The organism is Crossiella sp. SN42 (assembly GCF_023897065.1).
Taxonomy (GTDB): Bacteria; Actinomycetota; Actinomycetes; order Mycobacteriales; family Pseudonocardiaceae; genus Crossiella.
This window is the reverse complement of the sequence record NZ_JAMHIV010000009.1, coordinates 206,176-230,448: the sequence shown is the minus strand read 5'-3', so window position 1 is coordinate 230,448 and position 24,273 is coordinate 206,176. Positions and strand designations below refer to the sequence as shown.

The window sequence follows — 24,273 nt, the reverse complement described above, 5'->3', positions numbered from 1 at the left end:
CGATGGGAGATGATGTGCCGGTGGCCGAGAGCACCGCACCCAGACGGCGTGGGCGCCGACCCGCCGGTGAGGACACCAAGGGCGCGCTGCTCAGCGCTGCCCGCGCGGTGTTCACCGAGCAGGGCTACGACGGCGCGACCGTGCGGATGATCGCGGCCAGGGCGCAGGTGGACCCGGCGATGGTCAACCACTGGTTCGGCGGCAAGGAGAGCCTGTTCGCCGCGGCCGTGCAGTTGCCGATCACCCCGCAGCAGATCCTGGAGACGGTGCTGGCCGGACCGGTGGAGGGGCTGGGCGAGCGGATCGTGCGCCGGTTCCTCTCGGTGTGGGACGAGACCGGCGGCGGCCCGTTCGTGGCGCTGATGCGCAGCGCGTCCAGCCACGACGACGCCGCGGGGATGCTGCGCGAGTTCGTCACGCACGCGCTCTTCGGCAAGATCGCGCGGGCGATCGGGGCCGACCAGCCGGACCTGCGCGCCTCGCTGGTGGGCGCGCAGGTGGCCGGGCTGGGCATGATGCGGTACGTGATCAAACTGGAGCCGCTGGCCTCGGCCGACCACGACACCCTGGCGGCCGCGGTCGCGCCCACCCTGCAGCGGTACCTGACCGGAGACCTGGCGTGACACCTCGGCCACAAACCGAGAAATTCGTACAAATCCGCACGGCGGGATCTCCGGAAATATGGTAATGCCCCGTTAACCACTCCAGGTAACCCAGTGCGGTTGACGCCGCTCGCACCCTCCTTTAGCGTGGAAATGATTCTCGCTAATCAGCGATCACTTTCCATGGCTATCGCACGGGAGGAGCTACTGTGATAGTCGAGAAAGACGATCCGCCGGACCCGCTGGAATGGTGGCGACGGCAACCGGGCAACCGAATCGAAACAGTGGCGATCGGCTCATTGCTACCGGCCGACTCGCCCAGGCTGGATGGGGAGGTCGGCGAGCACGCGCACGTGCTGGCCGAGACCGGCGCGACCTTGCCGCCGATCATCGTGCACAGGCCGACCATGCGGGTCATCGATGGGATGCACCGGCTGCAGGCGGCCCGGCTGCGCGGCGAGCGGCGGATCAGGGTGCGCTTCTACGACGGGGACGAGGAGAACGCGTTCATCCTGGCCGTGCACGCCAACATCGCGCACGGCATGCCGCTGTCGCTGGCCGACCGCACCGCCGCCGCGGAGCGCATCCTGGTGTCCCGGCCGCAGTGGTCGGACCGGATGATCGCGGCGGCGACCGGGCTGGCGCCGCGCACTGTCGGCGCGGTCCGTCGGCGTTCGAGTGCGCAGGCTGGCTGGTCGAACACCCGGCTGGGCCGGGACGGGCGGGTGCGGCCGGTGAGCAGCGCGGCCGGGCGGCGGCTGGCCGGGACGCTGCTCGCGGACAACCCCAGCGCCTCGCTGCGGGAGATCGCCAAAGCGGCCGGACTGGCGCCCTCGACAGTCCGGGACGTGCGGCGGCGCCTGCACTCGGGCCTGGACCCGGTGCCCGGCAGCCAGCGCGAGCCGCCCTCGGCCGACCAGCCGCCCACCCCACCTGACCAGGGCGCGGACCTGCGCGCCGCACTGCGCACGCTCCAGCGCGATCCCGCGCTGCGGTTCACCGAGTCCGGCCGGAGGCTGCTGCGCTGGCTGGACACCCACCTCATCGACACCGACGACTGGCCCCGGCTGATCGAGGGTGTCCCCGCGCACTGCACCGGAATGGTGATTGCGCTCGCACGCACCAATGCGGCGGCCTGGCAGAACTTCGCCGAACGCCTCGACGGACGCAGGCGCACCACCGCATAGCTGATGGTTACCGCCACCGGTCGGCCTATTCACCGACCGGTGGCGCCTATTCCGTTTCCGTTTCAGTTCACTTGCCATCGGTAGGGTCATGAATGCGACAAAGCAGGCTGACGCGCCGCGCGCGCGTACACTTTCACAGTATTTCGAGCGAACCGCTCTTCGAATTCCGGACACCCCGGCGGTGGTGTGCGGCCCGGTCACGCTGACCTACCGGGAGCTGGACCGCGCGGCCAACCGGCTGGCGCACCGGCTGCGCGAACGGGGCATCGGCCGGGGTGACCCGGTGGGCATCCGGCTGCCCGATCGGGTGGAGGAGTACGTGGCGCTGCTGGGCGTGCTCAAGGCGGGCGCGGCCTACCTGCCGCTGCCCCAGGACTGCCCGGCCACCGGTCTCCGGCTGACCGCTCTGGTCAGCGAGCCGGGCCAGGCGGAGGAAGACGCGCCGCTGGTCGAGCTGCCCGCGACCGGCCCGGCGCACAGCCCTTCGGCGGACCTGGACCCCGCCGCGCCCTGCTACCTGTGCCGCCCGCGCGGCCTGGCCGGCGTCCCGGCCACGCACGCCTTCACCCACCAGGACGTGCTCACCTTCGTCCGGGTGGCCGCGCCGGGACTGGGCGTGCTGCCCGGGGACCGGGTCTTCCAGGGCACCCCGATCAGCCAGGAGTTCCACCTGCACGAGCTGTGGCCGTGCTTCGTGGCCGGGGCCACCGTGGTGGCGCCCGCCGAGGGCGACCTGCCCGGACTGCTCGCCTCGGCGCGGGTGACCGTGTTCTGCGGCACCGGCGCGCAGCTGAGCGAGCTGCGCCCGGCCCCGGCCTCGGTGCGCGGCGTGCTGCTGCACGGCGCCCTGCTGCCCGCCGAGCTGGTCCTCGACCTGCCGGGCAGCCGGGTTTTCAGCTGTTCCGGCCCCATCCGCGCCGCCAGTTGGGGGCGCGCCCGCAGTGCATCCAAGGAGACCTCGTGACCAGCACCGGCCTGACCGACCTCCACCTCGCCACCGCGCCACTGGTGCGCGGCGAGCTGCCCGGCCCGCGCTCGGCCGACCTGCTGGCCCGCCAGCGCCAGCGGGAGTCCAACGCGCGGACCTACCCGCGCAGGCTGCCGATCGCCCCGGTCGAGGGGCACGGCAGCTTCGTGCGCGACGCCGACGGCAACGTCTTCCTGGACTTCCTGGCCGGGGCCGGGGTGCTCTCCCTGGGGCACAACCACCCCGAGCTGGTGGCCGCGATGACCGAGCAGGCCGGGCGGCTCACCCACGGGCTGGACTTCCCCACCCCGGCCAAGGACGAGTTCCTCACCGCCCAGCTGTCCATGCTGCCGCCCGGCCTGCGCGAGCGGATGAAGACGCACTTCTGCGGCCCGACCGGGGCCAACGCGGTGGAGGCCGCGATCAAGCTGTGCAAGACCGCGACCGGCCGCGCCCAGGTGGTCTCCTTCCAGGGCGGCTACCACGGGTGCAGCCACGCGGCGATGGCGCTCACCGGTGACGTGGCGCAGAAGGCCCCGGTGCCCGGCGGCATGCCCGAGGTGCACTTCTTCCCCTACTCCTACTGCTCGCGCTGCCCGCTGGGCCTGTCCCCGGTGACCTGCGAGACCAACTGCGCCGGATACCTGGAACGCGCGCTGCTGGACCACAACGGCGGCATCCCGCGACCGGCCGCGGTGCTGCTGGAGCTGGTGCAGGGCGAGGGCGGGGTGGTGCCCGCGACGCCGGAGTTCGTGCACCGGGTGCGCGCGCTGACCCGCGAGCTGGACGTGCCGCTGGTGGTGGACGAGGTGCAGACCGGCTGCGGGCGCACCGGGACCTGGTTCGCCTTCGAGCAGTACGGCATCGAGCCGGATGTGATCATCGCGTCCAAGGCGCTCAGCGGGGTGGGCGCGCCGGTGTCGCTGATCATCTACGACCGGCGGCTGGACGTCTGGCAGCCGGGCGCGCACACCGGCACCTTCCGCGGCAACCAGCTGGCCTTCGCCGCGGGCACAGCGGCCGTGCGGATCGTGCGCCGGGACGACGTGCTGGGCAACGTGCGGGCGCGCGGGCGGCAGCTGGCCGCTCGACTGTCCGAACTGGACGGTCATCCGTGGGTGCGCGAGGTGCGCGGCCGGGGCCTGATGTGGGGCGTCGAGCTGGCCGACCCGGTCACCGGGCGTCCGGCCAGCGCGGAGGCCGCGGCGGCGCAGGCGATGGCGTTGCGCGAGGGGCTGATCATCGAGCTGGGCGGCCGGGCGGACGCGGTGGTGCGGCTGCTGCCGCCGCTGAACGTGACCGCCGAGGTCATCGACATCGCCGCGGACATCCTGCTCGGGGCGATCCTGCGTGCTTTACCCAGCCGGGGCCCGGCATGCTGACCGAACCGGCGCTGATCGGCTCCGCGCACCCGGGGGAACCGCGCTGGCAGCCGGGGGAACGGCTGGAGCTGCTGTTCGAGCAGCAGTGCGACCGGCTGCGCCAGTCCGGCCGGGGCGGGCAGCTCGCGGTGGACACCGGCGAGACCACGCTGACCTACGACGAGCTGGACACCGAGGCCAACCGGCTGGCCCGCCGCCTGCGCGCGCTGGGCGCACGACCGGGCGAGCGGATCGCGCTGCTGGTGGACCGGCCGCGGCACGCCTACGCCGGGATGCTCGCGGTGCTCAAGCTTGGGGCTGCCTACGTGCCGCTGGACGTGGCCTTCCCGGCCGACCGGCTGGCCTTCATCCTGGCCGACGCCGGCGCGACCTGGGCGCTCACCCTGTCCACCACCCGCGACCTGCTGTCCGATGTGGACGGTGTCGAGGTGGTCTGCGTGGACGAGCTGGACCTGGCAGGGGAGGACGGCGCGCGGCTGAGCCCGGCCGAGCGCGGCGACCCGGTGGACGACCTCTGCTACCTGATCTACACCTCGGGCACCACCGGGCGGCCCAAGGGGGTGGCCATCGAGCACGCCAGCATCTGCAACTTCGTCCGGGTGGCCGCCGGGTTGTACGGGCTGACCCCGGCGGACCGGGTGTACCAGGGCATGACGCTGGCCTTCGACTTCTCGGTGGAGGAGATCTGGGTGCCCTGGCTGGCCGGGGCGACCCTGGTGCCCAAACCGGCGGGTGGCAGCCTGCTCGGCGCGGAGCTGTGGCGGTTCCTGCACGACCGCTCGGTGACCGCGCTGTGCTGCGTGCCCACGCTGTTGTCCACAGTGGACGAAGACCTGCCGGGGCTGCGGTTCCTGCTGGTCTCCGGGGAGGCCTGCCCGCCGGAGCTGATCGAGCGCTGGCACCGGCCGGGCCGCCGGTTCCTCAACGTCTACGGCCCCACCGAGGCGACGGTCACCGCGACCTGGTCGGTGGTGCACCCGGAGCGCCCGGTGACCCTGGGCGTGCCGCTGCCGACCTACTCGGTGGTGATCCTGGACCCGGAGCAGCCGCGCGCGCTGCCGCACGGCGAGGCGGGTGAGATCGGCATCGCCGGGATCGGCCTGGCCCGCTGCTACCTGAACCGGCCGGAGCTGACCGCGCGGGCGTTCATCCCGGACTTCCTCGGCCTGCCGGGCAACCCCTCCGGCCGGATCTACCGGACCGGGGACCTGGGCCGGATCAACGCCGACGGCGAGATCGAGTACCACGGCCGGATCGACACCCAGGTCAAGATCCGCGGGTACCGGATCGAGCTGGCCGAGATCGAGTCGGTGCTGGCGCGGGCGCCGGGGGTGGCGCAGGCGGTGGTGGACACCTACCGGCCGGAGCCCGGCGTGGTGGAGCTGGTCGGCTACTACCGCCCGCGCGCCGACGCGGAAACCGTGGACCAGCAGGCGGTCCGGGCGCACCTGCGGGACCGCCTGCCCGCCTACATGGTCCCGGCCTACCTGGAACAGCTGGACACCATCCCGATGACCGCCAGCGACAAGGCCGACCGCCGCAACCTGCCGCCGCCCAGCGGCCCGCGCGCCCTGGCCGCCACCGGCGAGCACGTGCCCCCGGCCACGCCCACCGAAGAGCTGCTCGCCGGCGCCCTGGCCGAGGTGCTGCGGGTGGAGAAAGTCTCTACCTCCCACCACTTCTTCGACGATCTGGGCGCGGACTCGTTGCTGCTGGCCCGTTTCCGCGGCCGCCTGCCCGAACTGGCCGCGGTGTCCATGCGCGAGGTCTACCAGCACCCCACGGTGTCCGCGCTCGCCGCGCTGCTGGACGCGGCCGGTCCCGCCCCTGCCGCCGCCCCGGAACCAGCGGCCCCGCCCAAGGGCAGCTCGCTGCGGTACGCGCTGTGCGGCTTCGCCCAGCTGCTGTTCTTCCTGGCCTACACCTACCTGACCGCGCTGGTGCTGAGCACCGGCCTGGACGTGGTCGCCGAGGGCCGGACCCTGGCCGAGACCTACCTGCGCGCGGTGGCGGTCGCCGGCGGCGGCTTCCTGGCGCTGAGCCTGCTGCCGATCGCGGCGAAGTGGCTGCTCGTCGGGCGCTACCGGCCGGGCGAGTTCCCGTTGTGGGGACTGGGTTATCTGCGGTTCTGGGTGGTGAAGACGTTGCTGCGGGCCAACCCGCTGGTGCTCTTCGCCGGTTCGCCGGTGTACTCGCTGTACCTGCGGCTGCTCGGCGCCCGGATCGGCAAGGGGGTGGCGGTCTTCTCCCGCAACGTGCCGGCCTGCCCCGACCTGCTCACCGTCGACGAGGGCACGGTGATCCGCAAGGACTCCTTCTTCACCTGCCACCGGGTCCGCGCGGGCCTGGTGCAGACCGGCCCGGTGACCATCGGCGCGGACGCGGTGATCAGCGAGGGCACCGTGCTGGACATCGGCTGCACCATGGGCGACCGCGCCCAGCTCGGTCACGCCTCCTCCCTGCACACCGGCCAGTCGATCCCCGACGGCGAGCACTGGCACGGCTCCCCGGCCGAACCGTCCACAGTGGACTACCTCGCGGTCGCGCCTGCCCGCTGCGGCCGCCTCCGCCGCACGCTCTACGGCCTCGCTCAGCTCCTGACCGTGCTGGCGCTGACCCTCCCACTGACCCTGCTGGTGCTGGACCTGTGGCTGCCCGCGCTGCTGCCCTCCACCGACGCGCCGCTGGGCAGCACCGCGTTCCTGCTCGGTCACCTGGCCACCGCCTCCGCGGTGTTCTTCGGCGGCGCGCTGGCCGGGCTGCTACTGGTGACCACCCTCCCCCGGCTGCTGCACCGCATGATCAAGCCCGGCGAGGTCTACCCGCTGTACGGACTCCGCTATTCCTTGCAGCGCACCGTGTCCCGCCTGACCAACCTGCGCTTCTACCACACCCTCTTCGGCGACAGCTCCTACATCACGACCTACCTGCGCGCCCTGGGCTACGACCTGGGCCGGGTGATCCAGTCCGGCTCGAACTTCGGCGTCATGCAGAAACACGAGTCGCCGTACCTGACCACGATCGGCCGCGGCACCATGGTCTCCGACGGCCTGTCCACCATGAACGCCGAGTTCTCCAGCACCTCGTTCACCACGGCCCGCGCCACCCTCGGCGAACACAACTTCCTGGGCAACGTGATCTTCTACCCCTGGCGCAGCCGCACCGGCGACAACTGCCTGCTGGCCACCAAGGTCCTGGTGCCGGTGGACGGCCCGGTCCGGGAGAACACCGGCCTGCTCGGCTCCCCGCCGTTCGAGATCCCGCGTTCGGTCGACCGCGACCGCCAGTTCGACCACCTGCGCACCGAGGAGGAGCTGAACCGCCGCCTGCCCCGCAAGAACCGCCACAACCTGCTCACCATGACCCTGTACCTGCTGACCGTGTGGTGCCACTTCGTCCTGGTCAGCCTGCTCGGCGTACTCGGCGTCGAACTCCGTCCGGTCTTCGGCGAACTGGCACTGGCCATCGCCTCGGTGACCGCCGTGGCCTTCAGCGTCACCTACTTCATCCTCATCGAACGAGCCAGCCTGGGCTTCCGCCGGTTGCGCCCCCGCCTGTGCTCGATCTACCAGCTCCAGTTCTGGCAACACGAACGCTTCTGGAAACTCTCCCCCGGCACCTACTACCGCCTGTTCAACGGCACCGCCTTCAAGGGCCTCATCTGGCGGCTGCTGGGCGCCAGGGTGGGCAAACGCCTCTACGACGACGGCTGCGCCGCACCGGAGAAAAGCCTGGTGACCCTCGGCGACGACACGGTCCTCAACCTGGGCAGCACCATCCAGGGCCACTCCCTGGAGGACGGCACCTTCAAGTCCGACCACATCGTGCTGGGCTCGGGCTGCACGGTCAGCACCGGCGGCTTCGTCCACTATGGAGTGTCCATTGGGGACGGTGCGGTGGTGGAGGCGGACGCCTTCGTGATGAAGGGCGAACAGCTCCCGGCTGGCGCCCGCTGGTGGGGCAACCCGGCCGGTCCGAAGCCCGCCCGGTCTGACGCCTCAGCTGGGAGGAGTGCCGTTGGGCCACAGGCAGGGTGACACGCCGCCGAGGTACAACTCCCCCAGGTCGTTGCCTTGGAGGCTGAGCCGGAACTCGTCCGGTTCCCGCTGCACCCACAGGTACCAGTCCTTCGGGCGGTCATCAGCCAGCACGGTGTACCCGTTGCCCGTCCAAAAGGTCTTGAGCGCGTCGAAGTACTCGCTGAACCTCGCCGCGTCCAGATCGTGCACCTGGTAGCTGACCGACACCTGGACCCGCCCGGGCGGACCGTGGTCGGTGGGCTGGTCACAGGGGGAGTCGTTCTTGCGGGAGAACTGCTCCAGCCGTGCCTGCGCGGGTAGCCGGGCGGCCGCCAGCCGCACCAGCTCCTCGACCCGGCGTGCGCCTTCCTCCGCGGTGATGGTGGGCTGCATCCCTCTCCTGCTCCACTGGTAGACGATCACGCTGATCCCGGCCACCAGCACCACCGCGACCACGATGGCCACGCCGAGGAACAGGCGCCTACGTCGTCGGCTTGCCGGCAATGATCTTCCCCATGTTCCGCAAGGACTTGCTGTCCTCTTCCCAGTACTGACTGTGCGCGACGTCGCTCAGGCCCCCCAGGACGGCCGGCCCCCGGGTGCCCGGATCGGAGGCGAACACCTTGCCCCCGAACCGGGAGTCGGCCGGATCGGGTCCGTGCGGGTCCAGGGGCAGGAAGTCGCGGTCCAGCCCGAGCGGGACGTTGGTCACCTTGATGACGTCGTGCTCGGCGACGCTGGCGTGCACGCGCTCCGGCGGCAGGTTCAGCTGATCGGCCCGGTCGACCCCGACTCCCGGGCTGCCGATGAAGACCACGTCGTCGGCTTTGATCCCCAGGTCGCGGGCAGTGTGCCCGACCACGGTGGAGCCGTAGCTGTGCCCGACCACGGTGTTGTGTGACGGGCCACCCTCATGGGTGACGCGCAGGCCGTCCTGGAACCGGGCCAGGTCGGCCCGGGCGTTGTCGGCGAAACTGTCCTGGGCCGCATCGGGCACGAGGCTCTGCGGCGCGTCGTAACCGACCCAGCTGATCACCGACACCGACTTCGCCCCCTCCTTCGTCGCCGCGTTGGCCATGGCGTCGGCGTGCTTGAGGTAGCTGGCGCCGTCCGCCAGGCTGGATCCGGTGCCCGGAACCAGGGTGGCCACGTTCTCCGCCCGGTCCGGGTTCCCCATCGCCACCACTGCCCGCCCGTTGCCGTCGGCACTGACCCGCAGCAGGAACGGCTCGAGATTCTCCCTGCCGGGCTTGGTCGCCAGCCGGTTGGCGATGGCATCCAGGCCCTCGCCCTTCTTCTTCAAATCCGCCAACCGCTGCTCATCATCCGGTGTCCGGTGCGCCTTGGCCTCCAGCCGCGTCCGCTCCTCCGCCAGGCTCGCCCGCAACCCCGCCAGCACCACCCGGTTCGCCCGGTCCCGCACCATCGCCGGGATGCCGTCCAGCGCCCCGATCCGCGCCCCATCGCTGGCCAGCAACGACTCCCGGTCAGCAATGCTCAACCCGTCCCACCACCGCTTCACCTCAGCCGGCGAGGTGCCCGCGGCCGGAATCGTGGCGCTGAGCGAGGTGCACACCTGGATGCCACCAGGCGCCATGCCGGTGGCCTCCTGCGTGATGCGCCGCAACGCCGCGGCGGCCTCCGCGTCCACGGTGGCGGCCTGGCGGAGGGTGTCGCGCAGGGTGGTGGTCAGCTCTGCGCACAGCTGGGCCCGGTTCGGGCGGCCCGGTTGTGGCGGGGTGGCCACGACCACCGCGTCATCGGTGACCTGGCCGTCGCTGGCGACGCGCAGCCGGTTGGCGTGCGCGGTGGCCAGGGCGGCGCGCAGCGACTCCTGCAACCGGGTCAGCCGTTCGCCCGCGTCCCGCAGCACCGGCGGGATGCCGCCGAGTCCCCTGGCGAGCTCGTCCAGGCGGCCGCGCTGACCACCGAGCTGCTGCTTGGCCGTCTCCGCCGCCGCGCCGCGCCACTCGCCCAGGCCGCTCAGGGCGTCAGTGACCTCCTCGGCGCGGGTGGTCATCGAGGTCGCCAGGTCCTGCCAGCGGCGCGCAGCCCGGGTGAACACGGTGGGTTCGGCCTCGCGCAGTTCGTCGACCGTGGTCATCGCGCCGGCAGCCCGGCCCGTGCGGCGGCCTCCGCCTCGGCGTAGGTGCGGGCGTTGAGCTCCAGGTTGTCGCCGGTCACGGCGAGCTTGGTGGCGACCGTGGTGAGGGCCTGCGCCCAGGTGTCCTCGCACTGCGCCAGGGCGTGGGCCAGCGCGAAGGAGGTGTTGGCCGCCGCGTCGCCGTCCTGCGCGCCGCTGTTGGCGCGGATGTCCCGGTGCGCTTGGTCGGCGGTGGCCAGCAGGTCCCGTCCTGCCCCGGTGAGCTGGTCCGCCGTGACCGCGAGCTTCCCCGTCAAGGTTCCCCCCTTGATCGCTCCTCCCAGCGACCGTAGCAGCGGTTACCCGGAACGGCCCCGCTCAGTCCTCCATCTGGAGGAGCACGTCGGCGTCGAAACAGGTCCGCTCGCCCGTGTGGCAGGCCGCGCCGACCTGGTCGACCACCAGCAGCAGCGTGTCGCCGTCGCAGTCCAGGCGGACCTCGTGCACGTGCTGGGTGTGGCCGGAGGTCTCGCCCTTGACCCAGTAGGACTGCCTGCTGCGGGAGAAGTAGGTGGCCTTGCGGGTGGTGAGCGTGCGGTGCAGGGCCTCGTCGTCCATCCAGGCGACCATCAGCACCTCGCCGGTGCCGCGCTGCTGGGCGACCGCGCACACCAGGCCGTCGGCGTTGCGCTTGAGCCGGGCGGCCAGCGCCGGGTCCAGCGAGCTCATCGGACCGTCACCCCGGCCGCCCGCAGCGCGTCCTTGACCTCGCTGATCCGCAACTGTCCGAAGTGGAACACACTGGCCGCCAGCACCGCGTCCGCACCGGCCCGCACCGCGGGCGGGAAGTGTTCCACCGCACCGGCCCCGCCGCTGGCAATCAGCGGCACGTCGATCACCTTGCGCACCGCCCTGATCAGCTCCAGGTCGAACCCGGCTTTGGTGCCGTCGGCGTCCATCGAGTTGAGCAGCACCTCGCCCACGCCGAGCTCCTGCCCGCGCGCGGACCACTCGATCGCGTCGATCCCGGTGCCGGTGCGCCCACCGTGCGTGGTCACCTCGAACCCCGACGGCGTGGGCTGACCGCCCTCGGGCACCCGGCGGGCGTCCACCGACAGCACCACGCACTGCGCGCCGAACCGCTCGGCGGCCTCGCGCAGCAGCTCCGGCCGGGCGATGGCGGCGGTGTTGAAGCTGACCTTGTCCGCGCCCGCGCGCAGCAGCTTGTCCACGTCCTCCACGCTGCGCACGCCGCCGCCGACGGTGAGCGGGATGAACACCTGCTCGGCGGTGCGCCGGACCACGTCGTAGGTGGTCTCCCGGTTGCCGGAGGAGGCGGTCACGTCCAGGAAGGTGAGCTCGTCGGCATGCTCGGCGTCGTAGGCGGTGGCCAGCGCCACGGGGTCACCCGCGTCGACGAGGTTGGTGAAGTTGACACCCTTGACCACCCGGCCCCGGTCCACGTCGAGGCAAGGGATCACACGAACAGCGACGGACATGCGGACAGCCTAGGCTGAGGCCCGTGACCAGCGATCTGAGGTCGGCCAAGTACCTGTTGCTCACCACCTTCCGCCGCGACGGCACCCCGGTGGACACCCCGGTCTGGGTGGTCGCCGAGGGCGAGGCGCTCTACGCCTGGACGAACGCGGCGGCGGGCAAGGTCAAGCGGTTGCGGCGGAACGGGACGGTGCGGGTGGCGCCGTGCACGGTGCGCGGGAAGCAGACCGGACCGGCGGTGCCCGCGACCGCGACGCTGACCGACGCCGAGGGCACCGCCGAGGTGGTCCGGATGATCAACAAGAAGTACGGCCTGCTCGGCCGCCTGACCACGCTGCGGGCCAAGCCGGATGCCGGTCGCACGATCGGCATCCGGATCGAGCTGGACTGATCGGCCCGGCTAGCGGACCGCGGCCAGCGCCTCGGGCAGGGTGAACGCGCCCGCGTAGAGCGCCTTGCCCACGATCGAGCCCTCCACGCCCAGCGGCCCGAGTTCGGCCAGCGCGACCAGGTCGGCGACGCTGGACACGCCGCCGGAGGCGATCACCGGGGCGTCGGTGCGGGCGCAGACCTCGCGCAGCAGGTCCAGGTTGGGGCCCTTGAGGGTGCCGTCCTTGCTCACGTCGGTGACCACGAAACGCGGGCAGCCGTCCCGGTCCAGCCTGGCCAGCACCTCCCACAGGTCGCCGCCGTCGGTGGTCCAGCCGCGCGCGGCCACCCGGTGCCCGGCCTCGGTGATCCGCACATCCAGGCCGACCGCGATCTTCTCGCCGTGCTCGGCGATCGCGCGGGCGCACCAGGCCGGGTCCTCCAGCGCGGCGGTGCCCAGGTTGACCCTGGCGCAGCCGGTGGCCAGCGCCGCCTTGAGCGAGTCGTCGTCGCGGATGCCGCCGGAGAGCTCCACCTTGACGTCCAGGCGCTCGACCACCCCGGCCAGCAGCTCGCGGTTGCTGCCCCGGCCGAAGGCGGCGTCCAGGTCGACCAGATGGATCCACTCGGCGCCGCCGTCCTGCCAGGCCAGCGCGGCCTCCCACGGGTCACCGTAGGAGGTCTCGGTGCCGGCCTCGCCCTGAACCAGGCGGACAGCCTTGCCTTCGGCCACATCAACGGCCGGGAGCAGCGTAAACGTCACCGGTCAAGCCTAAACGACGGACTTGAGCCAGTTCTCCAGCAGGTGCGCCCCGGCGTCCCCGGACTTCTCCGGGTGGAACTGGGTGGCCGACAAAGGCCCGTTCTCCACCGCCGCGACGAAGTCCTCGCCGTGGTGCGCCCAGGTCACCAGCGGCGCGGGCAGCGGCGGCTCGGGGGCCAGGGTCCACTCGCGCACGCCGTAGGAGTGCACGAAGTAGAACCGGTCCCCCGCCGCCAGCCCGGCGAACAGGGTGCTGGCCTCGGGGGCGCGGACGGTGTTCCAGCCCATGTGCGGCAGCACCGGGGCGTTGAGCCGCTCCACCGTGCCCGGCCACTCCCCGCAGCCTTCGGCCTCGATGCCGTGCTCGACGCCCTTCTCGAACAGGATCTGCAGGCCGACGCAGATGCCCAGCACCGGCCGACCACCGGCCAGCCGCTGGCCGATGACCTTCTCGCCATGGACCTTCCGCAACCCGTCCATGCAGGCCGCGAACGCGCCCACGCCGGGCACCACAAGCCCGTCGGCGGCCTCGGCCGCCTTCGGGTCCGCGGTCACCTCGACCTGGGCGCCGACCCGGCGCAGGGCGCGTTCGGCGGAGCGGATGTTGCCGAATCCGTAGTCCAGTACGACGACGCTGGTCACCGGCACAGCCTAGCCAAGGAACTCACGCACGGCCTTTGAGATACCGCCCGCGTCCAGCCCGTGCAGCACGTCGTGCTCCTCCGCCGTGCCGTAGGACCTGACCTCGGTGTCCCGGCTCACACCCAGCGGCAGCAGACGGTGCGGCTGGCGGCGCAGCGCGTCGGTGACCTGCAACGCCGAGGTGCCCCGCAGGTACGGCTCGACCAAGATCACGTCCGGCCGGTCGACCTCCTCGATCGCGGCGCGCAGGCCCTCGCCGTCGAAGGGACGGACGGTCGCCGCGTACAGCACGGTCACGTCCTGGCCCTCGGTGGCGGCGAGCACCGCGTCGGCGGTGGTGCCCACGGCGATGACCACGCCCCGGCGGCCCTGGCGCAACGTGGTGAACCCGGGTCCGTTCGCGTACGGCTCGGCGTTGGTCCGGGTGGACAGCCGCAGGTAGACCCGGTCGTCCCCGGCCAGCGCGGGGGTGAGCAGCGCGGGCACCTCGGCCGGGTGGCCAGGGCTGTGCACGGTCCAGCCGGGCAGGGTGTCGAACAGCGCGACGTCGCCGGGCACCTGGTGGGTGCGGCCCCACACCGGGTCGTCGTAGGAGCCGCCGATGCTGACCAGCACCGCGCCCACGTCCTGGTGGCCGAGGTCCAGCTTGATCTGCTCGAACGGCCGCTCCACCAGGAACGGCCCGTAGGTGTGCACCACCGGCCGCAGCCCGGCCAGGGCCAGCCCGCCGCCGACGCTGACCATCAGCTGCTCCCGGATGCCCACGTTGATCACCCGCTCCGGGTGCCGCGCGGCGGCGGGTGCGAAGGCGTCCTTGGAGATCTCGGCCAGCACGACCGCGATGCGCGGATCGGCGTCCATGGCCGCGGTCACGGTGTCGGCGAACACTTCCCGCATGGTGGTGGCGGTGGTGATGGTGCTGGTCATTCCGAACCCTCCAGTCCGATCAGGGCCTCGACCACCAAGGGGCGGCCGGGGTGCGGGGTGGTGAACGCCTCGTACAGGTCCTCGTGGTTGCGGCCATCGACCCGACGCCCGGCCCAGCCCTCGACCGTGAACCGGTCCGCGATACCGCCCGGCCAGCCGTGCGTGCCGGAGAAGTTGTTGACCGCGACCACGGTCAGCGAGTCCAGGCCGAGCCGTCCGGCCAGCGCGACGGCCTCGTGGTTGCTGCCCTCGTCCAGCTCGGCGTCGCCGACCAGCACGAACACCCGCGCGTCGGTGCGGCCCTGGGCGCGCAGGCCGAGCGCGGTGCCCACGGCCAGCGGCAGGCCGTGGCCGAGGGAGCCGCTGCTGATCTCCGCGCCGGGCACCAGCGCCCGGTCCGGGTGCTGGCCCAGCGGTGAGTCGAACCGGGTCCAGGTGTCCAGGAGGGACTCCTCCAGGAAGCCCTTGGCGGCCAGCACGGCGTAGAAGGCCATCGGGCCGTGCCCCTTGGACAGGTAGAACCGGTCCCGGTCCGGGTCGTCGAGGCGGTCGGGGGAGACGTTGAGGACGCGGTCGTAGAGCACCCAGAGCACGTCCATGGTCGAGTTCGCGGCGGCGCTGTGCTTCTCGTCGCCGGTCATCCTGGCGATCAGCGCGGGCAGGTCGGCGAAGGCCCGCGGTGTGGTCAATTCCTTCGCTGTCATGGCACCGAGCATGTAACCTCGACCAAACTGGAGGTCAAGCGTTCATGGAAGCCCTGTCGCAATGGCTGTCGATCGGCGAGGTCGCCGACCGCAGCGGAGTACCCCACACCGCCCTGCGGTTCTACGAGGAGAAGAAGCTGGTCTTCTCCGAGCGGAGCGCGGGCAACCAGCGGCGATACCACCGTTCGGTGCTACGGCGGCTGGCGTTCATCCGGGCCGCGCAGCGCGTCGGCCTGAGCCTGGAGGAGATCCAGTCCGCGCTGGCCACCCTGCCGGAGGGCCGGAACCCGACCAAGGCGGACTGGGCCAGGCTGTCCAGCTCCTGGCGGGAGGAGCTCAACGCCCGGATCGAGGCGCTGCAGCTGCTGCGGGACCGGCTGACCGGCTGCATCGGCTGCGGTTGCCTGTCCCTGCGGTCCTGTTTCCTGCACAACGCCGACGACGCGATGGCCGCCTACGGCCCCGGCTCGCCGCGGCTGAAGCCGAAGGTGGAGGGCGGGCGTTGACCCTGACACGGTGTCAGGTCCTACAACGGTGCTCGCCATGTTGAGTATCGGAGACTTCGCCAGACACGGCCGCGTGTCGGTCCGCATGCTGCGCCACTACGACCGGATCGGGCTGCTGCGGCCCGACCGGGTGGACGCCGCCACCGGTTACCGCTACTACCGAGCCGCCCAGCTCGCCCGGCTGAACCGGGTGATCGCGTTGAAGGAGCTCGGCTTCACCCTCGACCAGGTTCGGTCCATTGTGGACGAACGGGTGAACGCCGAGGAGCTGCGCGGCATGCTGCGGCTGCGGCGGGCGGAACTGGCGGCGAGCATCAGCGCCGAACAGCTGCGGCTGAACTTCGTCGAGGCGAGGCTCCGCGTCATCGAAAGCGAGGGCCACATGCCCAGCACCGACGTCGTCGTCAAGAGCCTGCCCGCGGTCCGGATCGCCGAGCTGACCGGCACCGCGGCCGACTTCGAGTCCGGCAGCATCAGCCCGGTGATCGGTCCCCTGTACGACCGCCTGTTCGAGAACCTCTGCCGCGCCGGGGTGACCCCGGTGGGACCGACCATCGCCTACTACGAGCTGCCCGAGGGCGAGGACGGCCCGGTCACCATCCACGCCGGGGTCCCGGTGAACGCCGAGCCCGCCGCCGGCCAGGACTTCGCCATCGTCGACCTGCCCGAGGTGCCGCAGGCCGCGACCCTGGTGCACCACGGCCCGATGATGGAGGTCAGCGGCTCGTTCCAGACCCTGGCCACCTGGGTCGAGGCCAACGGCTACCGCACGGCGGGCCCGCACCGCGAGTACTACCTGGTGGCAGGGCCGGACCAGGACCAGAAGGACTGGGTCACCGAGCTCCAGGAGCCCATCACCCCAGCCTGACCAGCCACCGACCAGCGGCTGACCAGCGACTACTTGTCGCGAAAGAGGCGTGGTGCGCCAGCGACACGCCGGGCTCTGAACTCAGCGGTGGGGTTGATTTTTTCGCGTCGTGCGTTCGTGACCTCGACACTCCGAAGCTTGCTTCGCGTGTGTCGAGGTCACGAACGCACGACTCAAGAGCGAAAAAATCCCGCGCGCGGAGCGCGCCAATGTCACAGCATCCAGGTGACCGCGCCGATGGCGGCCAGAACCGCGCCCGCGAGCAGCACGAACGCGAACATGCGAGAGGTCTTCCAGGTCACGTACACCCCGCCCAGCAGGAAACCCGCCAGGGCGAGCAGGATCAGCCACACCCAGTCCTTGAAGACCACGACACACCTTCCAGTCCAGCCCCATCGGGCAAACGACCAGCAGGGTACCGAAGCGCGTTACAGCACGCCCTTCGTGGAGGGAATACCGGAGATCCGCGGGTCGGGCTCGACCGCGGCGCGCAGTGCCCTGGCGATGGCCTTGTACTGGGCTTCGGTGATGTGGTGCGGGTCGCGGCCGTGGATCACCCGGACGTGCAAGGCGATCCGGGCGTGGAAGGCCAGCGACTCGAACACGTGCCGGTTCAGCACGGTCGGGTAGTTGCCGCCCACGGTGAACCCGGTCAGCAGCTCCGGTTCGCCGGTGTGCACGCAGTAGGGCCGGCCGGACAGGTCGATGGCGGCGTGCGCCAGGGTCTCGTCCATCGGGATCCAGGCGTCGCCGAAGCGGCGGACCCCGGCGGCGTCGCCGATGGCCTGGCGCAGGGCCTGGCCGAGCACGATGGCGGTGTCCTCGACGGTGTGGTGGGCGTCGATGTGGGTGTCACCGGTGGCGCGCACGGTCAGGTCGAAGGCGGCGTGCGAGCCGAGCGCGTGCAGCATGTGGTCGTAGAAGGGCACACCGGTGTCGATGTCGACCTTGCCCGCTCCGTCGAGGTCCAGCTCGACGACGATCGAGGACTCCTTGGTGGTCCGCTCGACCTTGGCGATCCGGTTCACTGGCTGGCCTCCACACTGATCTCCTTGCTCGCGGCGAGGAAGGCGTCGTTCTCCGCGGGCGTGCCGATGGTCACCCGCAGGTGCCCGGCGATGCCCACGTCCCTGATCAGCACGCCACGGTCCAAATAGGACTTCCACACCGCGGGCGCGTCGGCGAACTGTCCGAAGAGGACGAAGTTGGCGTCGCTGGGCACCACCCGGAAACCCATGCCGGACAACGCCTCCACCACCCGCTCGCGTTCGGCGATGAGCTTGTGCACCGAGGCCAGGGTGCCCTCGGCGTGCCGCAGCGCGGCGGTGGCGGCGGCCTGGGTGAGCGCGGAGAGGTGGTAGGGCAGGCGGACCAGCAGCAGCGCGTCCACCACGGCGGGCGCGGCGGCCAGGTAGCCGAGGCGGCCGCCGGCGAAGGCGAAGGCCTTGCTCATGGTGCGGGAGACGATGAGCTTGCCGCCGAACTCGCCGAGCAGCCCGATCGCGCTCTCCCGCGCGGAGAACTCGGCGTAGGCCTCGTCCACCACCACGATCCCCGGCGCGGCCTCGATCAGCCGCCGCAGGTCCGCAGCGGGGATGGAACCGCCGGTGGGATTGTTGGGGCTGGTCAGGAAAACCACGTCCGGCTGCCGCTGCGCGATGGTCGCCGCGGCGGCTTCGGCGTCGAGGGTGAAGTCGGCGCGGCGCGGGGTGGTCAGCCACTCGGTGCGGGTGCCCGCGGCGATGATCGGGTGCATCGAGTACGAGGGCTCGAAGCCCACCGCGGTGCGCCCCGGCCCGCCGAAGGCCTGCAGGATCTGCTGCAGGATCTCGTTGGAACCGTTGGCGGCCCACAGGTTCGCGGTGCCCAGCGCAACACCGGTGGCCCGGCTCAGGTACGCCGCGAGCGCGGTGCGCAGCTCGACGGCGTCCCGGTCCGGGTAGCGGTGCAGCGACTCGGCCGCGGCGCGGGTCGCCCTGGCCACGTCCTCGATCAGCTCGGGCGGCGGCGGGTACGGGTTCTCGTTGGTGTTGAGCCGGACCGGCACGTCCAGCTGCGGCGCGCCGTAGGGCGAGCGGCCGCGCAGGTCCTCCCGCAGCGGCAGCTGGTCCAGGCGCACCCCGGTGCCGATGACCTCGCTCATGAGGCACCGCCGAAGCGGGCGGTGACGGCCTGGCCGTGCGCGGGCAGGTCCTCGGCGTTGGCCAGCGCGACCACCTGGTCCGCCACCTCGCGCAGGGCCTGCTCGCTGTAGTCGATGACGTGGATGCCGCGCAGGAAGGTCTGCACGCTCAGCCCGGAGGAGTGCCGCGCGCAGCCGCCGGTGGGCAGCACGTGGTTGGACCCGGCGCAGTAGTCGCCGAGGGAGACCGGCGAGTGCGCGCCGACGAAGATCGCCCCGGCGTTGCGCACCCGCGCCGCCACCGCCGCCGCGTCCGCGGTCTGGATCTCCAGGTGCTCGGCCGCGTAGGCGTCCACCACCCGCAGGCCATCGTCCACAGTGGACACCAGCACGCAGCCGGACTGCGGCCCGTGCAGCGCGGTGCGGATCCGCTCGGTGTGCTTGGTCGACTCCACCTGCTTGACCAGTTCGGCGTCCACCGCGTCGGCCAGCTCGGCCGAGGTGGTGACCAGCACGCTGGCGGCCAGGGTGTCGTGCTCGGCCTGGCTGATCAGGTCCGCGGCCACGTGGACCGCGTCCGCGGTCTCATCGGCCAGCACCGCGATCTCGGTCGGGCCCGCCTCGGAGTCGATGCCGACCAGCCCGCGCAGCAGCCGCTTGGCCGCGGTCACGTACACGTTGCCCGGCCCGGTGATCAGGTCCACCGGGGCCAGCTCGGAGCCGTCGTTGTCGGTGCCCCCGTAGGCGGCCAGCGCGATCGCCTGGGCGCCGCCGACGGCCCACACCTCGGTGACGCCGAGCAGCGCGCAGGCGGCCAGGATCGCCGGGTGCGGCAGCCCGCCGAACTCCGCCTGCGGCGGCGAGCACACCACCAGCGACTCCACCCCGGCCTGCTGGGCGGGCACCACGTTCATCACCACGCTGGAGGGGTAGACGGCCAGCCCGCCGGGCACGTACAGCCCGACCCTGGCCACCGGCACCCAGCGCTCGGTGACCGTGCCGCCGGGCACCACCTGGGTGGTCTTGTCCACCCGCCGCTGGTCGGCGTGCACCAGGGTGGCCCGCCGGATCGACTCCTCCAGCGCGTCCCGCACCGCGGGGTCGAGCTCGGTCAGGGCCTCGCCCAGCCTGGCCACCGGCACCCGGATCGCCTCCGGCCGGACCCCGTCGAAGCGCTCGGTGTACTCCAGCGCGGCGGCCACGCCCTGGGCGCGCACCGCCTCCACCACCGGGCGGACCTGATGCAGCACCGCGTCCACGTCGACCTCGGCGCGCGGCAGCGTGGCGCGCAGCTCGGCGGCGGAGGGGACTCGACCACGCAGGTCGGTGCGGCGCAGCATTCGGGTTCCTCGCGTTCTAGAGGGTTTACGCAGGTACCCAGCCTAATCGGTCCGCGCGCGGACCCGCCGCGGTGGTGCGCGTTATCACGGCTCCGGCTGTCCTCCGCAAGCTCGTCAACGGCGAAAACTGGTGAACAATCCCGCCGAGGGGCGGGTTGTCCGTACCTCCTGACTACCCGACGCTGAAGTCTCATCACGCTCCGTCAAAGATCGGAGGCACGATGTTGACCAGACGTCGCACCCTGCTGGCGACGGCACTTGGCGCCTGCGCCGCGCTCGTGTTGGCGACCCCGATGACGACCAGCGCGACCACCCCCAGTCCCGCCGAGATCACCAAGGCCGCCGAGGCCGCGCACGAGGCCAGGTCGGTGTACCTGGTGCACAAGGTCGGCACCCCGGAACTGCGCAGCGCGGTGGCCCGGACCGGCATCGACGTCCTCGGCGCCGACGGGGACGTGATGAGCGTCCGGGCCAGCGAGGCCGAGGCCGCCGCGCTGCGCGCCAAGGGCTTCGAGGTGGAGTTCCGGGCCGCAGGCGGCCACGGGGACCACGGGCACAGCCATGGCGATGTGGGCATCGCCGACTTCCCCCCGGCCGACGCGGCTTACCACAACTTCGCCGAGGTCACCGCGAACCTGCGCAAGGCCGAGGCCGACCACGGCTCGATCGCCAAGCTGAGCAGCATCGGCAAGTCGCACGAAGGCCGCGACCTGTGGATGATCAAGATCAGCGACAACGTGGCCACGGACGAGAACGAGCCGGAGGTGCTGTTCAACTGCAACCAGCACGCCCGCGAGCACCTCACCGTGGAGATGTGCCTGCGGATCGTGAACCGGTTCACCGACGGCTACACCACCGACCCGGCGCTGAAGTCCTTTGTGGACTCACGGGAGATCTGGGTGATCCCCAGCGTCAACCCCGACGGCACCGAGTACGACGTGGCCACCGGCCGCTACCGGTCCTGGCGGAAGAACCGGCAGGGCCCCGGCACCGACCTCAACCGCAACTGGGACTACAACTGGGGCTGCTGCGGCGGTTCCAGCGGCAGCACCAGCAGTGAGACCTACCGCGGCCCCTCGGCGTTCTCCGCGCCGGAGACCTCGCGACTGCGGGACTTCGTGAACTCGCGGGTGGTCGGCGGCAAGCAGCAGATCACCGCCAACATCGACTTCCACACCTACTCCGAGCTGGTGCTCTGGCCCTACGGCTACACCACCGCGGACACCGGTCCCGGCCTGACCGCCGACGACGCCAGGACCTTCCAGACCCTGGGCCGGCAGATGGCCGCGACCAACAACTACAAGCCGCAGCAGTCCAGCGACCTCTACATCACCGACGGCAGCATCATCGACTGGATGTGGGGCAGGCACAAGATCTGGTCCTACACCTTCGAGCTGTACCCGAGCTCGGCGGCGGGTGGCGGTTTCTACCCACCCGATGAGGTGATCACCAGGGAGACCAGCCGCAACGACAAGGCGGTCGACCTCATGCTGAGCTACGCCGACTGCGTGCCGCGCGTGATCGGCAAGACCTGCTGACCCAGTAGTGCCCGCGCCGATCCGGCCGCCCTGCGACGAGGCAGGCGGCCGGATTCGGCGTACCCCAACCCTGTTCCCCGACCCTGCGACCAAAGAGGCCACATGTCACACCGACGTCTCAGCAGAGGACTCGCCGCCGCCCTCGGCGCCGCGCTCGCCCTCGGCGGGCTGATCCCGTTGTCCGCCAACGCCCAGCCCGGCGCCACCGCCGGGATCATGGACTTCCCGCCCGCGGACTCCGGCTACCACAACTACGCCGAGCAGGGCGCCGAGCTGAACAAGGCGCGGGCCGACCACCCGAACCTGGTGGCGCTGAGCGTGATCGGCAAGTCCCACGAGAACCGGGACCTGCGGCTGGTGAAGATCAGCGACAACGCGGGCGCCGACGAGAACGAGCCCGAGGTGCTGTTCACCTGTAGCCAGCACGCCCGCGAGCACCTGACCGTGGAGATGTGCCTGCGCATCATCAACCGGCTCACCGACGACTACGCCACCAACCCCGCGGTGAAGAACTTCGTGGACACCAGGGAGATCTGGGTCGCGGTCAACGTCAACCCGGACGGCGCCGAGTACGACATCGCCACCGGCTCCTACCGCAGCTGGCGCAAGAACCGCCAGCCCAACGCCGGCGGCAGCTTCGGCACCGACCTCAACCGCAACTGGGGCTACAAGTGGGGCTGCTGCGGCGGTTCCAGCGGTTCACCCGGCAGCGACACCTACCGGGGCACGGCGGCCTTCTCCGCGCCGGAGACCAGGGCGGTCGGCAACTTCGTCAACTCCAGGGTGATCGGCGGCAAGCAGCAGATCACCGCGCACATCGACTGGCACACCTACGGCGAGATCGTCATGTGGCCCTTCGGCTACACCAAGGACGACACCGCGCCCGGCCTCAGCGCCGCGGAGCTCAAGGCGTTCAAGGAGCTCGGCACCCAGATGGCGGCCAGCAACGGCTACAAGCCGCAGCAGGCCAGCGACCTCTACATCACCGACGGCGGCATCAGGGACTGGATGTGGGGCCAGCACAAGATCTGGAGCTTCACCTTCGAGATGTTCGGCGGCCAGTACGGCTTCTACCCGCCGGATGAGCTGATCGGCCGGGAGACCACCCGCAACGACAAGGCGGTCGACCTCATCCTCACCTATGCCGACTGCGTGCCGCGCATCGTCGGCGGCACCTGCTGACCCCCTACTTCCGAGGGGTTGCCGCCCCGTTTTCCCCCACCCACTCTCGAATCACCCCTGCGTAGTTGTCAGAAACGGAGCCACCATGTTGCGGATCCGCCGCAGAGTCGCGACCGCGGTCGCGGCCGCCGGTCTCGCCCTGCTCCTCCCCCTCGGCTCGGTCAGCGCACCGGCCGCCGAGGCCGCTGCCCCCGGTGACGTGGTCTACGAGATCGGCGGCGCGAACACCAGCGACGCGCGCACCGAGGTCGCGGCCACCGGGGTGGACGTGCTCTCCGCCCAGCACGGCAAGATGACCGTGGCGGCCAGCGCCGAACAGGCAAAGCTGTTGCGCGCCAAGGGCTTCACCCTCACCGCCCAGGGCACGGTTGAAGAGCAGCTGAAGGCGCTGACCCCGGGGCGCAGCGGCGACCTCGGCGTCACCGACTTCCCGTCGGGCTACACCGGCTACCACAACTTCGCGGAGATGACCGCGAACATCCGCAAGGCGCAGACCGACCACCCGGCGCTGGCCAGGGTGAGCAGCATCGGCAAGTCGCACGAGGGCCGCGACCTGTGGATGGTGAAGATCAGCGACAACGTGGCCACCGACGAGAACGAGCCCGAGGTCCTGTTCAACTGCAACCAGCACGCCCGCGAGCACCTCACCGTGGAGCAGTGCCTGCAGATCATCAACCGGCTCACCGACAACTACGCGAGCAACCCGGCGGTGAAGAACCTGGTGGACACGCGGGAGATCTGGGTGATCCCCAGCGTCAACCCCGACGGCTCGGAGTACGACATCGCCTCCGGCAGCTTCCGCAGCTGGCGCAAGAACCGGCAGGGCCAGGGCACCGACCCCAACCGCAACTGGTCCTACAAGTGGGGCTGCTGCGGCGGTTCCAGCGGTTCGCCGAGCAGCGAGACCTACCGCGGCCCCTCGGCCTTCTCCGCGCCGGAGACCCGCGCGCTGAGCAACTTCGTCAACTCCAGGGTGATCGGCGGCAAGCAGCAGATCACCGCGAACATCGACTTCCACACCTACGGCGAGCTGGTGCTGTGGCCCTTCGGCTACACCAAGGACGACACCGCGCCCGGCCTCAACGCCGAGGAGGCCCGGATCTTCCAGACCCTGGGCCGTCAGATGGCGCAGACCAACAACTACAAGCCGGAGCAGGGCAGCGACCTCTACGTCACCGACGGCGACATCACCGACTGGATGTGGGGCCAGCACAAGATCTGGTCCTACACCTTCGAGATGTACGGCGGCGGCCCCGGCATCGGCGGCTTCTACCCGAACGACACCGTGATCAATCGTGAGACTGCTCGCAACGACCGCGCGGTGGACCTCATGCTGTCCTATGCGGACTGTGTGCCGCGGGTGATCGGCAAGACCTGCTGAGACGAGTCTGCCCAGCTGAACCCCTGGTCGCCACCGTCCTCCGGCGACCGGGGGTTCTTCCCTTTTACCGGCTTTCGTCCGAAAGTTCTCCTTTAAACTGAATGCCAGCCTTCAATACTGCTGCGGCACCAATACCATCGGAGGTGCCAACGTTTGTGGTGCGGTCCATAACGTTCATCTCACGGACAACAGCC

At 71.2% G+C, this 24,273-nt stretch carries 24 protein-coding genes; 11 read left to right on the top strand and 13 right to left on the bottom strand.

Annotation, left to right across the window (positions count from 1 at the left end; all coding sequences use genetic code 11):
* The first annotated feature begins 2 nt into the window (after window positions 1-2).
* From M8C13_RS13405 to M8C13_RS13385, 5 genes are all read left to right on the top strand, one after another.
* A complete protein-coding gene (locus M8C13_RS13405; RefSeq protein WP_252480867.1) occupies window positions 3-623 on the top strand; it encodes a TetR family transcriptional regulator in 621 nt (206 codons plus the stop codon).
* Between the two features lie 263 nt (window positions 624-886).
* Window positions 887-1,789: a ParB N-terminal domain-containing protein gene (locus M8C13_RS13400; RefSeq protein ID WP_308202795.1), complete on the top strand. Its 903-nt coding sequence runs from the start codon at window positions 887-889 to the stop codon at window positions 1,787-1,789.
* 88 nt (window positions 1,790-1,877) lie between these two features.
* Window positions 1,878-2,753 (top strand): AMP-binding protein, encoded by an 876-nt coding sequence (locus tag M8C13_RS13395; RefSeq protein ID WP_256508965.1) that lies wholly within the window; start codon window positions 1,878-1,880, stop codon window positions 2,751-2,753.
* Window positions 2,750-4,138 (top strand): aspartate aminotransferase family protein, encoded by a 1,389-nt coding sequence (locus M8C13_RS13390; protein ID WP_252480865.1) that lies wholly within the window; start codon window positions 2,750-2,752, stop codon window positions 4,136-4,138. Before M8C13_RS13395 ends, M8C13_RS13390 begins: the two co-directional genes overlap by 4 nt.
* Window positions 4,132-8,175, top strand: a complete 4,044-nt coding sequence (locus M8C13_RS13385; protein WP_252480864.1) for a Pls/PosA family non-ribosomal peptide synthetase — start codon at window positions 4,132-4,134, stop codon at window positions 8,173-8,175. The genes M8C13_RS13390 and M8C13_RS13385 overlap by 7 nt, the downstream gene beginning before the upstream one ends.
* Here M8C13_RS13385 and M8C13_RS13380 read toward each other — a convergent pair.
* The 5 genes from M8C13_RS13380 to hisF all read right to left on the bottom strand — a co-directional run bounded on the left by M8C13_RS13380 (window position 8,137) and on the right by hisF (window position 11,739).
* Complete coding sequence (locus tag M8C13_RS13380) at window positions 8,137-8,622, bottom strand: hypothetical protein (protein ID WP_252480863.1); 486 nt, start codon at window positions 8,620-8,622, stop codon at window positions 8,137-8,139. The two genes, M8C13_RS13385 and M8C13_RS13380, sit on opposite strands and share 39 nt — an antisense overlap.
* 16 nt (window positions 8,623-8,638) lie before the next feature.
* Window positions 8,639-10,261: an alpha/beta hydrolase gene (locus M8C13_RS13375; RefSeq protein WP_252480862.1), complete on the bottom strand. Its 1,623-nt coding sequence runs from the start codon at window positions 10,259-10,261 to the stop codon at window positions 8,639-8,641.
* Window positions 10,258-10,557, bottom strand: coding sequence for a hypothetical protein (locus tag M8C13_RS13370; RefSeq protein WP_252480861.1), 300 nt, complete (start codon window positions 10,555-10,557; stop codon window positions 10,258-10,260). The genes M8C13_RS13375 and M8C13_RS13370 overlap by 4 nt, the downstream gene beginning before the upstream one ends.
* Window positions 10,558-10,618: 61 nt before the next feature.
* Complete coding sequence (hisI, locus tag M8C13_RS13365) at window positions 10,619-10,969, bottom strand: phosphoribosyl-AMP cyclohydrolase (RefSeq protein WP_252480860.1); 351 nt, start codon at window positions 10,967-10,969, stop codon at window positions 10,619-10,621.
* Window positions 10,966-11,739 carry an imidazole glycerol phosphate synthase subunit HisF gene (gene hisF, locus M8C13_RS13360; protein ID WP_252480859.1) on the bottom strand — a complete coding sequence of 258 codons (774 nt, stop codon included), beginning with the start codon at window positions 11,737-11,739 and terminating at the stop codon, window positions 10,966-10,968. Before hisF ends, hisI begins: the two co-directional genes overlap by 4 nt.
* A gap of 23 nt (window positions 11,740-11,762) precedes the next feature.
* On the opposite strand from hisF, the gene M8C13_RS13355 reads away from it, so the two are divergent.
* Window positions 11,763-12,128 (top strand): PPOX class F420-dependent oxidoreductase, encoded by a 366-nt coding sequence (locus M8C13_RS13355; protein ID WP_252480858.1) that lies wholly within the window; start codon window positions 11,763-11,765, stop codon window positions 12,126-12,128.
* A 9-nt stretch (window positions 12,129-12,137) separates the two neighbouring features.
* On the opposite strand, the gene priA is transcribed toward M8C13_RS13355, so the two are convergent.
* The 4 genes from priA to M8C13_RS13335 are packed head-to-tail and all read right to left on the bottom strand — an operon-like array spanning window position 12,138 to window position 15,142.
* Entirely contained in the window at window positions 12,138-12,869 is a 732-nt protein-coding gene (gene priA / locus M8C13_RS13350; RefSeq protein WP_252480857.1) for a bifunctional 1-(5-phosphoribosyl)-5-((5-phosphoribosylamino)methylideneamino)imidazole-4-carboxamide isomerase/phosphoribosylanthranilate isomerase PriA, read from the bottom strand.
* A 9-nt stretch (window positions 12,870-12,878) separates the two neighbouring features.
* A complete protein-coding gene (hisH, locus tag M8C13_RS13345; protein ID WP_252480856.1) occupies window positions 12,879-13,511 on the bottom strand; it encodes an imidazole glycerol phosphate synthase subunit HisH in 633 nt (210 codons plus the stop codon).
* A 9-nt stretch (window positions 13,512-13,520) separates the two neighbouring features.
* Complete coding sequence (locus tag M8C13_RS13340) at window positions 13,521-14,438, bottom strand: transketolase family protein (RefSeq protein ID WP_374213068.1); 918 nt, start codon at window positions 14,436-14,438, stop codon at window positions 13,521-13,523.
* Window positions 14,435-15,142 carry a thiamine pyrophosphate-dependent enzyme gene (locus M8C13_RS13335; protein WP_252480855.1) on the bottom strand — a complete coding sequence of 236 codons (708 nt, stop codon included), beginning with the start codon at window positions 15,140-15,142 and terminating at the stop codon, window positions 14,435-14,437. The genes M8C13_RS13340 and M8C13_RS13335 overlap by 4 nt, the downstream gene beginning before the upstream one ends.
* Before the next feature lie 44 nt (window positions 15,143-15,186).
* Between M8C13_RS13335 and soxR the strand changes: the two genes are divergently transcribed.
* Together soxR and M8C13_RS13325 are read left to right on the top strand one after the other, a co-directional pair.
* Complete coding sequence (gene soxR / locus M8C13_RS13330; RefSeq protein WP_252480854.1) at window positions 15,187-15,648, top strand: redox-sensitive transcriptional activator SoxR; 462 nt, start codon at window positions 15,187-15,189, stop codon at window positions 15,646-15,648.
* A 37-nt stretch (window positions 15,649-15,685) separates the two neighbouring features.
* Window positions 15,686-16,516: a MerR family transcriptional regulator gene (locus M8C13_RS13325; protein WP_252480853.1), complete on the top strand. Its 831-nt coding sequence runs from the start codon at window positions 15,686-15,688 to the stop codon at window positions 16,514-16,516.
* Between the two features lie 212 nt (window positions 16,517-16,728).
* Here the strand turns inward: M8C13_RS13325 and M8C13_RS13320 are convergent, their stop codons facing one another.
* The 4 genes from M8C13_RS13320 to hisD are packed head-to-tail and all read right to left on the bottom strand — an operon-like array spanning window position 16,729 to window position 19,978.
* Window positions 16,729-16,887 (bottom strand): hypothetical protein, encoded by a 159-nt coding sequence (locus tag M8C13_RS13320; protein WP_252480852.1) that lies wholly within the window; start codon window positions 16,885-16,887, stop codon window positions 16,729-16,731.
* A gap of 57 nt (window positions 16,888-16,944) precedes the next feature.
* Complete coding sequence (hisB, locus tag M8C13_RS13315; protein WP_252480851.1) at window positions 16,945-17,544, bottom strand: imidazoleglycerol-phosphate dehydratase HisB; 600 nt, start codon at window positions 17,542-17,544, stop codon at window positions 16,945-16,947.
* Complete coding sequence (locus M8C13_RS13310) at window positions 17,541-18,659, bottom strand: histidinol-phosphate transaminase (RefSeq protein WP_252480850.1); 1,119 nt, start codon at window positions 18,657-18,659, stop codon at window positions 17,541-17,543. Before M8C13_RS13310 ends, hisB begins: the two co-directional genes overlap by 4 nt.
* Window positions 18,656-19,978 carry a histidinol dehydrogenase gene (gene hisD / locus M8C13_RS13305; RefSeq protein WP_252480849.1) on the bottom strand — a complete coding sequence of 441 codons (1,323 nt, stop codon included), beginning with the start codon at window positions 19,976-19,978 and terminating at the stop codon, window positions 18,656-18,658. The genes M8C13_RS13310 and hisD overlap by 4 nt, the downstream gene beginning before the upstream one ends.
* A gap of 221 nt (window positions 19,979-20,199) precedes the next feature.
* Here hisD and M8C13_RS13300 point away from each other — a divergent pair, with 221 nt between their 5' ends.
* The 3 genes from M8C13_RS13300 (at window position 20,200) to M8C13_RS13290 (ending at window position 24,079) form a co-directional block, all read left to right on the top strand.
* On the top strand, window positions 20,200-21,516 hold the full coding sequence (locus M8C13_RS13300; RefSeq protein ID WP_252480848.1) for a M14 family metallopeptidase: 1,317 nt from the start codon (window positions 20,200-20,202) through the stop codon (window positions 21,514-21,516).
* Window positions 21,517-21,618: 102 nt separating this feature from the next.
* Window positions 21,619-22,698, top strand: coding sequence for a M14 family metallopeptidase (locus M8C13_RS13295; protein ID WP_252480847.1), 1,080 nt, complete (start codon window positions 21,619-21,621; stop codon window positions 22,696-22,698).
* Window positions 22,699-22,783: 85 nt separating this feature from the next.
* Window positions 22,784-24,079 carry a M14 family metallopeptidase gene (locus M8C13_RS13290; protein WP_252480846.1) on the top strand — a complete coding sequence of 432 codons (1,296 nt, stop codon included), beginning with the start codon at window positions 22,784-22,786 and terminating at the stop codon, window positions 24,077-24,079.
* Window positions 24,080-24,273 lie beyond the last annotated feature (194 nt).

Excerpts from the sequence above, each read along its gene's own strand:
- M8C13_RS13405 (WP_252480867.1), top strand. The coding sequence starts at position 3 with ATGGGAGATGATGTGCCGGTGGCCGAGAGCACCGCACCCAGACGGCGT.
- M8C13_RS13310 (WP_252480850.1), bottom strand. The coding sequence starts at position 18,659 with ATGAGCGAGGTCATCGGCACCGGGGTGCGCCTGGACCAGCTGCCGCTG.
- hisD (WP_252480849.1), bottom strand. The coding sequence starts at position 19,978 with ATGCTGCGCCGCACCGACCTGCGTGGTCGAGTCCCCTCCGCCGCCGAG.
- hisF (WP_252480859.1), bottom strand. The coding sequence starts at position 11,739 with ATGTCCGTCGCTGTTCGTGTGATCCCTTGCCTCGACGTGGACCGGGGC.
- hisI (WP_252480860.1), bottom strand. The coding sequence starts at position 10,969 with ATGAGCTCGCTGGACCCGGCGCTGGCCGCCCGGCTCAAGCGCAACGCC.
- M8C13_RS13300 (WP_252480848.1), top strand. The coding sequence starts at position 20,200 with ATGTTGACCAGACGTCGCACCCTGCTGGCGACGGCACTTGGCGCCTGC.
- M8C13_RS13325 (WP_252480853.1), top strand. The coding sequence starts at position 15,686 with ATGTTGAGTATCGGAGACTTCGCCAGACACGGCCGCGTGTCGGTCCGC.
- M8C13_RS13375 (WP_252480862.1), bottom strand. The coding sequence starts at position 10,261 with ATGACCACGGTCGACGAACTGCGCGAGGCCGAACCCACCGTGTTCACC.
- M8C13_RS13295 (WP_252480847.1), top strand. The coding sequence starts at position 21,619 with ATGTCACACCGACGTCTCAGCAGAGGACTCGCCGCCGCCCTCGGCGCC.
- M8C13_RS13340 (WP_374213068.1), bottom strand. The coding sequence starts at position 14,438 with ATGACCAGCACCATCACCACCGCCACCACCATGCGGGAAGTGTTCGCC.
- M8C13_RS13335 (WP_252480855.1), bottom strand. The coding sequence starts at position 15,142 with ATGACAGCGAAGGAATTGACCACACCGCGGGCCTTCGCCGACCTGCCC.
- M8C13_RS13290 (WP_252480846.1), top strand. The coding sequence starts at position 22,784 with ATGTTGCGGATCCGCCGCAGAGTCGCGACCGCGGTCGCGGCCGCCGGT.
- M8C13_RS13385 (WP_252480864.1), top strand. The coding sequence starts at position 4,132 with ATGCTGACCGAACCGGCGCTGATCGGCTCCGCGCACCCGGGGGAACCG.
- M8C13_RS13395 (WP_256508965.1), top strand. The coding sequence starts at position 1,878 with ATGAATGCGACAAAGCAGGCTGACGCGCCGCGCGCGCGTACACTTTCA.
- soxR (WP_252480854.1), top strand. The coding sequence starts at position 15,187 with ATGGAAGCCCTGTCGCAATGGCTGTCGATCGGCGAGGTCGCCGACCGC.